The following is a 12613-nucleotide window of genomic DNA, read 5'->3' as shown; positions in this document are numbered from 1 at the left end:
GCGAAGCTGACGTGGTTTAAATTTGATTTTCGAAGAGTATTAGCGAATATCCAAGTAATCCAAGACTAATTCGCAGAACATCATGTTGGCCCATGAGAACCATTCGCGTGAGTAGAGTGTCGGATCGTCTACGTGGAAGCTTTCGTGCATCACACCTGTTCCGCCATCACAGGCAACCAACTGATCTAGCAAGAATTTCTTCTCTGCCTTATCCGTTGTTGTCAATCCTTGGATAGAAAGGGCAATCGGCCAGATATAGCGGTAGAAGGTATGAGAACTTCCAAGTCCACTTGCGTACTCTCCTTGGTAGAAGTATGGATTTTCAGGGCTCAGGATAGTGCGACGAGTAGCTTGATACACTTCATCGTTAACATCACAGTAACCCAGATATGGAGCAGCCAACAAACTTGGTACGTTCGGATCATCCATGATGCTAGCATTTCCTAGACCGTCTACCTCAAAGGCATAGATCTTCTCGCCCTTACTATTTGTAGTGTAGGCGTAATTTTCGATTCCTTCTTGAATCTCAGCTTGGAGTCGTTTGGCATCAGCAATAATGCTCTCGCTATCGGCTAGTTTCAATTCTGCAAAAATTTCCTGGACATAACCCAAGACAACCACTGCAAACATATTTGACGGAATTAAGTAGCTATACTGACAGCAGTCATCACTTGGACGAAAGGCTGACCAGGTCATCCCTGTCACAGCAAAGTCAGGTCCAAAACCATCATTGACCAGCGTATCTTCCTTACGATCGGTATCGCGAACAAAGCGATACGGTGAATTCTTGTGGTCTTGTTCAACTGTCCAGAGATGAAGAATTTCCTTGGTCGCTGTGACAAAAGTTTCATCAAACTGGCTAGTCTCACCAGTTTCTTTCCACAGAAGATAAGCCAACTGCAAAGGGTAGCAAAGCGAATCAACTTCATACTTGCGCTCCCAAATCCAGCCATTCAAATCGGTGTGATCAGTCTCGTGATGGCCCTTCCAGTTCTCCTCAATATTGAAAGAGTTAGCATAGGGATCCTTGAGAATCAAAGTCATCTGTCGTTTGACCAAACCAGCAATGGTCTGACGCAAACGAGGGTCTCTTTTAGCCACATGAAGATAAGGTCTCAGCTGAGCAGTTGAGTCACGAAGCCACATAGCTGGGATATCTCCAGTCAGTACAAAGGTCGAGCCGTCGTCTAAGATTTCAACTGTATTGTCTAAAGTGTCTGTATAGCAACGTTCAAAAATATCTACCCATTCCGGATGATCTTTAGCACGCTCCGCTACCTCATCTAGCCACTCTCTGACAATTTCTTTTGAATAAACCATAAACTGTTTTGCCTCTTTCAAACAAATTTTCATTTTCAGTATAAGAAAAAATAGGTCCAAAAGATATACACAAACTAAAGTCGTTTTGAAACAAACTTATGAAAAAAAGTTGGGAAAGCCCAACTTTTTATTCACTTTTCTTATTGTCTTTTTTATTATCGAATTCTTTATATCCGTTCGTCAACAATTCTGATTTCAAACCTTCATAGTCTTCAGTTCCCCAACTGTCAGACACTTTCGAAGCCGTATTGAGATCCAAGTTTCCGTCCTTCAATAGGAAGGCATCATAACCGAAGTATTTGTAGCGGACAGTTGTTGAGTTTGAAAATCCAGAGCTTGTCTTTGTGACTTTGTAGACAGTGATTAAGGAGATTTTCGCACTTGAATTTTTGTCTTCGCCAGGAATCACTTTCAAGTAGCTTCCTTGTGACTCTAAAGTATACGTAGTATATGAATCATTCTTGTGTTCTGACTTGCTGTAGTCTTCATTCTTCTTCAACAAATCAGCAAAGTTCTTCACATCTTTCAAGTCTTTAAGTCCTTCGACAGTCACTTCGACAGTCTTAGAATCTACCATTTTACCAGATGATTTCAAAGAATTAATATAAGCATCATTCACTTTCAAAGTAACTTTATCGCCGTTTTTCAAATTCTTTGGACGTTCACCATTTTCAAAATCGAAGTAAGTTTCATTCTTAGAATTTTTAGCGATTGAAACAGTACCATAGCCGTTAAGTCCAGCGAATGTTACAGGTGTTTCAGTCAACAAATCAGAAGCTGAAACTTTTTCATATTCTTTAAGATTTTCAACTTTGAAGGTTTTCTTTTCAGCCTTAACCGGTGCACTCTTTGAAGTAGTCACAACGCTGAAAGTAACCTCATCTCCATTTTTTAGGTCACTTGTTTTATCAAAGCTAAATTGGACACTTCTAATCAAAGCATCTGCCTTGCTATATTTTGACGCTAGTTTTGGATCTCTGGTAACTTCTGAAAAAGTAACTGGATCTTTTTGTGCCAGTCCTTCTGCTTGTTTGGCACTAAATCCAGCTTTTTTATAAGCTATTTCTTGAAGCTTAGCTGTAACTTCATCACTATTGTAAGTCAATGTTCCAGATTCATCGTATCCTGAAAATTGTACATGAACAACATCTAACAAGCTCTTTGGTTGAGAATCATATACCTTGAAACCAACAAGCGCAACAATTAGTACAGCAACTGCTGCAAGAACACCAATAACAGCAATTTTTCTCTTTTGGAATAAATCTTTTGCTTTTTCCACAAGTTCATTGACATCAAAACCTTTAGTAGCTGTAGGTGTAGCCACTGCCTCTTTAGATGACTCCTCTGTCGCAGGCTTTGGAGTTCCCGTAGAAGATGGTGCTTCTTCTTTCTCAACTGTAGGTTCTGCTGTCTCTGAAGAAGGTGTTTTTTCTTTCACATCCTCTTCTGTTGCTTCCACAGATTGCAACTCCTCTTTTTCTACTAACTCTTCATTAGTAGAGTGTTCATCAATATTACTCATAATAATCTCCTTTCTTACCCTCATTCTAGCAAAAAAGATTATATTTGTAAATTTTAAATATATATATTTATACATTCTTTTACTTCTATATGCTTTTTTTATTTTTGTGTTATACTGAATACAAAACTTCTACAGAAGGAAATCACTATGAAACCTATACTTGAAACCATTGATACGCGTTTTGGAACAGCCAGTAAACATGCATTTTCACGAGGAAACACCCTACCATACACTGGGGTTCCTTTTGGCATGAATTACTTTGTCCCCCAAACCAGTGATCAAGAAGGGGCATGGTTTTTTGATCCCCATCTTCCTATCTTTCAGGGTATTCGACTAACCCACCAACCTAGCCCTTGGATTGAGGATTACTCCTGGCTCTTACTGACACCAGTAACAGGAGAAATCAGCGGCGACTCGCTCTTCCATCGTCAGTCTTCCTATAATCCTGAGCGTGCTATTTTCAATCCTCATTATCTCAGAATTTTTTCTGAGCGTTATCAGATTGAAACTCAGTTAAGTCCCACTTGCTATGGAGCTTCTATTCAACTAAGACAAACACAAGGCAAGAACCTCTCACTCTATGTTCATGCAGCTGATGAACTAACAGTCGAACAAGTCGATAAGCGAACTCTTGCCCTGAGACAAGAAGGAGAAACTGAAACCAATAAAAGTCCTCTCGTCATGTTTACTGCTCTCGCATTCTCTACGGATATTCTATCTATCAATCAAGAGGGACAGGACTGGCGAATTGACTTGGCTGGAGCAGAAGCTCAGGTTCAACTAGCAACTTCCTTTATTTCTAAAGAACAGACCCTCTTTAATCTTCCTAAACAGGATTTTGAAGAAACGAAAACAAACGCTAAAGTGAGTTGGGAAGACCTCCTAGGTCGCTTTGATGTTGTGGAAACTGGGCCAGTAGACAGAACATTTTTTGACCACTGCCTCTACAGACTTTTCCTTTTCCCGCAAACCTTTTATGAGGTAAATGAGCAAGGCGAAAACATCCATATGGATCTAGCTGCAGGAACTATCAAGCCTGGTCTACTCTATACCAACAATGGCTTTTGGGATACCTTCCGTACTTCATTCCCACTCTTTGCCTTAATTATTCCGGAATACTATCGCCAATTTCTTGAGGGCTTCCTCAATAGCTATCGTGATACTGGATATCTGCCTAAGTGGCTTGCCCCTGACGAAAGGGGAATGATGCCTGGAACCCTGATTGATGGTCTTATTGCAGATAGTGCTTGTAAAGATATGGCGCCTGATCTTGAAGAAGAATTTCTCAAAGCTATGCTTGAAACTGCGACCAAGGCAGATCCAAAATCTATCAACGGGCGACACGGTCTGGCACAATACCAAGAGTTAGGCTATCTATCAACAGACTATCACGAAAGTGTCAGTCATACACTGGACTATGCCTACAGTGATTTTTGCATCTCTACTTGTGCAGCAAAATTAGAGCAAGAAGATCTAGCAAAAACCTATGCTCACTATTCTAAAAACTATCAGAATCTATTTGATCCTGAAACAGGATATATGAGGGCGCGTGATGTAGATGGTAACTTCCGTCCTGACTTTTCTCCTTATAGTTGGGGACGGGACTACGCCGAATGCTCAGCTATTCAAGCCAGTCTCGGTGTTTTACATGATATTTCTGGCCTTAGTCAACTTATGGGTGGAAAAGAAGCCTTTAGCAACTATCTCTTAAAAGCTTGTCAAAGTCTCCCACTCTTTGAAACGACGGGTTATGGATATGAAATTCACGAGATGAGCGAAATGGCAACAGCGCCATTTGGTCAACTAGCCATTTCAAACCAACCAAGTTTCCACATCCCTTATCTTTTTCGATATAGTAATTATCCTCAATATACCAGTCTCCTAATCAAGACCCTTCGTCAAAAAGCCTTTCGATCTGGCTGGGATGCTTATCCAGGAGATGAGGATAACGGTAGTCTATCAGCTTGGTATGTCTGGTCTGCTCTTGGACTTTACCCGACCTGCCCAGGAAAAGCAAACTATGACCTTGGAATTCCACTCTTTGACCACCTTCGTGTCTATCTGGCAGAAAAAGAACAGTGGTTGGATATTCGTACTCAGCAAAATCATGAACACTTCCACTTTGTCCAAGACTGTCGATTGGACGGGAAAGAAAAACAAACCATCAGTCATCAGGAACTGCTTAATGCTCAAACCCTTGACTTTACACTCAGCTGGTTACCAAACCATCAATAAACTAAGCCCCTTTGTCACGTGCAAAGGGGTTTCCTATTCATACAAAGTTATCCACAAGTTGTGAATAACCTTCAAACTTTCTTCGGAAAATATTTTCAAGATTTTCCAAAATATCTTTCTAATTCCATTCTCTATGATTTAGAATAAAAAACAGCCAACAAACTGTGCTACATCAAGCATTATACTGGTTTTTTATCTGATGTTACTCCTAAATTTCTTCTATTTCTCCTGAACCAAAACTATTAAAATATTTCGAATCTGTAGGTATTGACTTTTCCACAAATTGTGGATAACTTATTCTCAACGAAGGAGTTCTAGCTCCTATTTGTTAGCTGTCCTCTACTTTTTTATAGGAAATTTCGAATTTTGTTATGCGCTTTCAAAAAAAACATGATATACTGAAATTAATAGAAAAGGAGACATTATGAAAAAAGATCAACACCAACTTAATTGGCTGATGGTTTCTCTGATTGCCTTCAACATGGTCTGGGGGCTAGGAAACGTCGTCAATAACTATTCTCAACAGGGAATTTCAGTCGTCGTATCTTGGATTTTGATCCTCGCACTCTACTTTATTCCATACTCCCTCATCGTCGGGCAACTAGGTTCTACCTTTAAGGAGAGCGGAAGTGGTGTTAGTGACTGGGTTGAAAAAACATCAACAAAACGCCTCGCCTACTTTGCAGCTTGGACCTACTGGGTGGTGCATATCCCTTATCTGGCACAAAAACCTCAAGGAATTCTAATTCCACTTGGATGGGCCTTACAAGGTAACGGACAATTTCTTAAACAAATTGACTTCCACTGGATTGTTATTCTCAGCTTACTAATCTTTGGACTTTTCCTCTACCTTTCTACAAAGGGATTGGCAACTCTAAAAGTTATCGGTAGCTTGGCGGGAAGTGCTATGTTGATTATGTCTCTACTCTTTGTGCTTTTGGCTGTCGGTCTGCCTTTCATCAAGCCTGATATTCAGTTTGCGACACCACACATGGATCAGCTGAGCACCTACATTCCAAACTTTGATTTTTCTTATTTTACAACGATTTCACTGCTAGTATTTGCAGTTGGTGGTTGTGAAAAAATTTCCCCTTACGTGAATCAAACCCGCAACCCTGCGAAAGAATTTCCTAAAGGTATGATTGTGATGGCCATCATGGTCGGTCTCTCTGCTATCCTCGGTTCTGTTGCCATGGGAATGCTATTTGATGGCAATAATATCCCTGAAGACCTCATGCGTAATGGTGCTTATCAAGCCTTCCAAATGTTAGGAAATTATTGGGGCGTTGGAAACCTCTTTGTCGTAATCTATGCTCTTACAAACATGGTCGGACAAATCGCAGCACTTGCCTTCTCCATTGACGCACCATTACAAATCCTTCTCAATAACGCAGATGAAAACTTTATCCCAAGTTGGCTTCGCAAACGTACTAAAAAAGGCGTACTCATTAATGGTTATCTCCTTACGGGCGTCCTCGTCAGCCTCATCATCATCCTTCCAATTTTTGGTATCCAGGAAATTGACGGACTTGTAAAATGGATGACCAACCTTAATTCTATCGTGATGCCGATGCGTTATCTCTGGGTATTCCTTGCCTACATGATGCTTAATCGCGCTTGGAAAACATACAAAAATGCCGAATACAAGTTTGTGAACAATCCTAAGCTTGGCTTTATTATCGGTACTTGGTGCTTCCTCTTTACTGCCTTTGCTTGTATCCTTGGTATGGTTCCAAAAATTAACTATGCTGAGAATCCAACTGCTTGGCAATTCTCTCTACTTACAAATATCTTAACACCAATTATTCTGATTGGTTTGGGTGTTATTCTACCAATACTTGCTAAAAGAGAACAAAAGAAAGACATTAAATAATGCTACTACCAGCTAGATAACATCACTTTTATCTTTGCTTGCAAAATTTTCTCAACAAAAATCCCCTTGAACAATACTATTCAAAGGGGATTTCTTTTTGTCTGCTAATTCATTTTTTACTTGGCTTCATACCAAGTCACGCCTTCATTCTCATCAGCAATCAATGGAACACTCAGTTGAATTGCTTCTTCCATGGTTTGTTTGACGAGTTTTTTGATAGCAGCTAATTCTGACTTAGGCACTTCAAGAACAATTTCATCGTGTACTTGTAACAGCATCTTGGTCTGATAACCACCTGCAACTAAGGCTTTATCCAGCTGAATCATAGCGATTTTGAGAATATCTGCAGCCGATCCTTGGATAGGTGAATTGATCGCTGTACGTTCTGCAAAACCACGAATGTTAAAGTTACGTGAATTGATATCTGGCAACTCACGGCGACGTTTGAAGAGGGTCTCTACATAACCCTTATCACGTGCCTCACGTACCACTTCATCCATGTAGTTTTTGATACCTGGGAAGCGTTCAAAGTAGGTATCAATGTAAGCCTTAGCCTCTTTACGGCTGATGCCCAGATTATTCGATAAACCAAAATCTGAAATTCCGTAGACCACTCCAAAGTTAACAGCCTTGGCATTACGACGATCATTTGGAGTCACATCCTCAGGGCGTTCAATTCCAAAAACCCGCATAGCTGTTGAGGTATGGATGTCAGCCCCCTCTTGAAAGGCCTTGATTAAGTGCTCATCTTTAGAGATATGGGCTAAAACTCGCAACTCAATCTGTGAATAGTCCGAGCTGAGAAGGACACTATCTTCCCACTCTGGTACAAAAGCCTTACGAATGAGGCGACCTTGTTCCAACCGAACAGGAATATTTTGCAAGTTTGGATCGACACTAGACAAACGCCCTGTCTGAGTCAAATCCTGTACATAGCGCGTGTGAATCTTGCCATCAGCTAAAATCCAGTCCTGTAAACCAATCACATAAGTAGATTGAATCTTAGCAATCTGACGGTAATCAAGAATTTTCTTGACAATTGGTGCAATAGGAGCTAGACGCTCCAAGACATCTACTGCTGTCGAGTAACCGGTCTTGGTTTTCTTAGTATATTCTAGAGGAAGACCTAACTTTTCAAAGAGTAGTTCTCCTAATTGCTTGGGTGAATTGATATTAAACTCTTCACCAGCCAGCTCATAAATTTCTTGCGTCAGTTTTTCAATGACCCGCTCATTTTCAGCTTGCATCTCCATTAAGGTTTCTTTTTTAACCTTAATCCCAGCGATTTCCATCTTAGCAAGGACAAAGGCCAGAGGTTGCTCCATGTCATAGAGGAGGTCTAGTTGCCCGTTTTCACTTAATTTCTCAAGTAAGACAGGCTCCGTCTCAACCAATACAGCAACCTTACGAGCCAAGTGTTCCAAGAATTTCTCTCGCTCTGGGATAGCTTTTTTGACACCTTTACCGTAGAAGGTTTCATCATCGACTAGGTAAGTTTGGCCATAAAGACTAGCAATGGTTGAAATTTCATTATTCTCTACTGTCGATAGAAGATATTTGGCTAAACGACTGTCAAAAGCAGGGGCCTGCAAAGTCAAACTAAAACGATTTAAGAGAACTTTTGCTTTCTTAAAATCATACACTTTTAGAGGTGTTTTTTCTAGAAAATCTTTAAAAATCGGATTCTGCAGCAGTTCCAACTTATCTGTAGCGTAGAGCTGATCCCCACATGACCATGCAAAACCAATCAATTCATCTGTATGGTAGTTTTCCCCAAAGAGCTCAAAGTGAAAAATGGAGTCGGCGCTAAGCATATCTTCGCTCACTTTATCAACCATAGTAAAGTTCAATGCTTCAGTTTGATTGGTCTGAGAAGCATTCAAGGCCTGTTTCAGTTGTTTGAAGCCCATCTCATCGTAGAATTTACCAAGGTTTTCCACATCTGGACCGCTATAAACCAAATCATCCAGTCCAATCTCAATCGGTGCTTTCGTATCGATAGTTGCTAGTGTTTTAGATAGGAAGGCTTGTTCCTTGTCATTGACAAGATTTTCCTTCATCTTAGAAGCCTTCATACTATCGATATTTTCATAAATCCCTTCAAGTGAGCCATGTTCAAGCAAAAGCTTAATACCTGTCTTTTCACCAATCTTAGTTACGCCAGGGATATTATCCGACTTATCTCCCATGAGAGCCTTAAGATCGATAAATTGAGTTGGTGTGATGCCCATCTTTTCCATGAGATAATCCGGTGTAAATGCCTCAAACTCAGCTACACCTTTCTTGGAAATCTCAACCACCGTATGTTCATCCGTCAACTGAATTAAATCCTTGTCTCCACTGACGATAGTTACATCAAAAGATTCCTTTTCAGCCAAGCGACCCAGGGTACCAATGATATCATCTGCTTCATACTGGGCCAACTCATAATGGCGAATCCCCAGATGGTCTAGCAACTCACGGATAAAAGGAAATTGCTCCCGAAACTCATCCGGAGTCTTGGCACGACCACCCTTATAATCTGCATACATCTCTGTACGGAAAGTCGTCTTCCCCGCATCAAAAGCAACCAAGATATGACTCGGTTGAATACGCTCCAACAGATGATTTAGCATCAGGTGAAAACCGTAGATTGCATTGGTATGAAGTCCATTGTCATTTTTAAAACGATCCAGTTGCTGATAAAGCGCAAAGAATGCTCTGAAAGCAACTGAAGAACCGTCAATTAGTAATAATTTTTTCTTGTCCATACACCCATTATAAAGGAAAGCAGGGAAAAATACCATTGCTAAGAGTTAGATTATAGGAGAAGGCTTATTGAGTTGATTTTTCTACTCGCGCACCGTTACTGTCGACTTGGAAACCATCTATTGTCGTATCTACTGCCAATTCTCCAGATGCGTTTACGTAATAATATTTCCCTGAAACCTGGAACCACTGACTAGACTTCATAGCACCTGAGCTTTCGAGGTAATACCAAATGCCCTTATCCTTTAACCATCCCGTCTGCATTTCTCCAGATGATTTCAAGTAGTACCACTTAGATCCGTCTTTTAGCCATCCTGTTCTCATGGCACCACTTGTTTGGAAATAGTACCAACTTCCGTCTATTTTTTTCCAACCAAGAGCCACTTTGTCATTTTCATAGTAGTACCAGATTGTCCCCTGTTTTTCCCATCCATTCTTAGAGGTTGCCGTTTTAATTAACGGGATATAACGTCTATTCCCACTTCGTGACATATAACTAATCCATCTATAACCATCCTTTTCAAGAGTTTGATCATAATGAACACTCATTCCAGGTTCGTAGTAGTCGATGATAGTAGATGTCAATGATGGCTGATTCATAATAGCTGCTTTTTCTGTAAAATAATGTGTTCCACTAGAGGCTAGTACAGATTGATAATTTCCTACACTAGCATTCCCTACATCTTTAAAATGAATGAATCCAGTCATAGAACTTGCTTTTACTGTCCTACGATGATACGTTTCTGTATAGTCGTAATTGTACTCCTCGATTTCAATCATGTCTCCAATCACGTTAGAAACCCAAGCTACATGACCATGCGTTCCCCTCGTGCTCCAAGCAATAGCCCCAATCGCTGGTCTCTGATCTACATGATATCCTTCTTTTTGAGCTCGATAGCCCCATTCTTTCGCATGCCCATAAGCAGCTGGTAGTTCAAATCCATTAACACTACTTAATCGAAAAGCTGCAAAAGATGTGCACTGTCTTGAGTATAGGCGCCATTTATCAATATTTTGATTTCCATTTTTATAATAATAGGGATAATCATCTCCACGTGCCTTTGAGCCATTGTTTACCTGATTGGCATGAACAGTTCCTCCACCAAACAAAAAAGCACCTGCTAGCAATAATGATGCTGTACCCACCGTCGTTCTCTTTAGAAAAGTTCCCTTTTTACTATATGTCATTCATTCTCCTTCGAATAGATAAATTTTTGAGGTTAACCTCATTTATATCATTCGAAAGAAAAAGAAAAAAGTGAGAATACTCTCACTTTCAACCTTAATCCAAATAGTGAATCAAATTCTTTTCCGTTAAAATATCTGAATAGGTGAAGGATTCAACATAGACATTGGCCTGTTTGTCCCCTTCAACATTTCCAAATTCAACGATAAAGAGCGATGGATAAACTTCAATGAGTCTTCCTAAGCGATTCTTTTGGCGTTTACGACCATTTTCTAAGGTCATTTCCACTACTTGTCCTTCATGCGCCTTGATTTCCTCTTTGATTTTTTTCATCTTGGCTACATCTGTAAATGCATCTGTCATCTTTGTTCCTCTCTCTTCGAAATGCTTGAAAACTTGTTATACTCTTTTTGGAAAATCAATTCTACCGTTCCACGTGCACCGCTACGGTTTTTCTCGATAATAACTTCTACTTTGTTATTAGGAAGACCTTCCTCTTCTTCGCCACCACGCTCATAATAGTCGTCACGATAAAGAAAGGCTACAATATCCGCATCCTGCTCGATAGATCCAGACTCACGAATATCTGATAATACCGGTCTTTTATCTTGACGTTGTTCAACACTACGCGACAACTGACTCAGCGCGATAACGGGAACCTTCAATTCCTTGGCCAAAATCTTCAACTGACGTGAAATCTCTGACACCTCTTGTTGACGGTTTTCTCTGCCTGTTCCTGTGATTAGCTGCAGGTAGTCAATCAAGATTAATCCAAGATTGCCTGTTCCCTGAGACAATTTTCTAGCGCGTGACCGAATTTCAGTAATCCGGATTCCGGGTGTGTCATCGATATAGATGCTTGCTTTAGCAAGATTCCCTTGAGCAATGGTGTACTTACGCCATTCTTCCTCAGTCAGTTGTCCTGTACGAATTGAGTGAGACTCTACTAGCCCTTCGGCAGCCAACATACGGTCGACCAAACTCTCGGCCCCCATCTCGAGAGAGAAAATTGCAACGGTCTTGTCAAGCTTAGTTCCAATGTTTTGAGCAATATTTAAAGCAAAGGCCGTCTTACCAACAGCAGGACGAGCTGCTATAATAATCAACTCTTCCTCGTGTAAACCTGTAGTCATATGATCCAAATCTTGATAACCAGTAGCAATTCCTGTAATATCAGATGTTTGTTGTGAGCGAGTTTCCAAATTTCCAAAGTTTAGGTTTAGGATATCACGAATATTTCTAAACCCACTACGATTGGCATTTTCGCTAACATCAATCAAGCCCTTTTCTGCCTGAGCAATAATTTCATCCACAGGACTAGACGCTTCATAAGCTTGATTGACAGATTCTGTCAACTTAGCAATCAGGCGACGAAGCATAGCCTTCTCTGCTACAATCTTTGCATAATACTCAGCGTTAGCAGAGGTCGGTACAGAGTTGATAATTTCAACAAGGTAGGATAGCCCACCAATATTTTGCAAGTCACCTTGATTGTCTAAAATCGTACGAACAGTTGTTGCATCAATAGCTTCGCCACGATCTGACAAATCAACCATGGCCTGAAAAATCAAACGGTGAGCATACTTAAAGAAGTCTCGAGAGTCAATATATTCTCGAACAAACACGAGTTTACTCTCATCGATAAATATAGCTCCCAATACTGATTGTTCTGCCAAGATATCCTGGGGCTGAACTCGTAGTTCCTCTACTTCTGCCATCAGATTTCCCT

8 protein-coding genes are annotated in these 12613 nt (G+C 40.5%); 2 read left to right on the top strand and 6 right to left on the bottom strand.

From position 1 onward, the window contains the following. Nucleotides 1-39: 39 nt before the first annotated feature. On the bottom strand, nt 40-1320 hold the full coding sequence (locus tag ACXYSN_RS07470) for a glycoside hydrolase family 125 protein (RefSeq protein WP_458636645.1): 1281 nt from the start codon (nt 1318-1320) through the stop codon (nt 40-42). 127 nt (nt 1321-1447) lie between these two features. Then, entirely contained in the window at nt 1448-2842 is a 1395-nt protein-coding gene (locus ACXYSN_RS07465) for a hypothetical protein (protein WP_458636644.1), read from the bottom strand. Between the two features lie 147 nt (nt 2843-2989). On the opposite strand from ACXYSN_RS07465, the gene ACXYSN_RS07460 reads away from it, so the two are divergent. Both ACXYSN_RS07460 and ACXYSN_RS07455 read left to right on the top strand, forming a co-directional pair. Then, entirely contained in the window at nt 2990-5077 is a 2088-nt protein-coding gene (locus ACXYSN_RS07460; protein ID WP_458636643.1) for a GH92 family glycosyl hydrolase, read from the top strand. 424 nt (nt 5078-5501) lie between these two features. Next, nucleotides 5502-6950 (top strand): APC family permease, encoded by a 1449-nt coding sequence (locus ACXYSN_RS07455; RefSeq protein ID WP_458636642.1) that lies wholly within the window; start codon nt 5502-5504, stop codon nt 6948-6950. A 116-nt stretch (nt 6951-7066) separates the two neighbouring features. Here the strand turns inward: ACXYSN_RS07455 and polA are convergent, their stop codons facing one another. The 4 genes from polA to dnaB all read right to left on the bottom strand — a co-directional run bounded on the left by polA (nt 7067) and on the right by dnaB (nt 12602). Beyond that, entirely contained in the window at nt 7067-9700 is a 2634-nt protein-coding gene (polA, locus tag ACXYSN_RS07450) for a DNA polymerase I (RefSeq protein ID WP_235083616.1), read from the bottom strand. A 64-nt stretch (nt 9701-9764) separates the two neighbouring features. Then, entirely contained in the window at nt 9765-10886 is a 1122-nt protein-coding gene (locus ACXYSN_RS07445) for an N-acetylmuramoyl-L-alanine amidase family protein (RefSeq protein ID WP_441348666.1), read from the bottom strand. A gap of 94 nt (nt 10887-10980) precedes the next feature. Next, nucleotides 10981-11247 carry a Veg family protein gene (locus ACXYSN_RS07440; protein ID WP_006154753.1) on the bottom strand — a complete coding sequence of 89 codons (267 nt, stop codon included), beginning with the start codon at nt 11245-11247 and terminating at the stop codon, nt 10981-10983. Continuing rightward, nucleotides 11244-12602, bottom strand: a complete 1359-nt coding sequence (dnaB, locus tag ACXYSN_RS07435) for a replicative DNA helicase (protein WP_458636641.1) — start codon at nt 12600-12602, stop codon at nt 11244-11246. The genes ACXYSN_RS07440 and dnaB overlap by 4 nt, the downstream gene beginning before the upstream one ends. Nucleotides 12603-12613 lie beyond the last annotated feature (11 nt).

The organism is Streptococcus sp. V869 (assembly GCF_054353515.1).
Note: the sequence above shows the minus strand (reverse complement) of the source record. Positions and strands in the feature narration are given on the sequence as shown.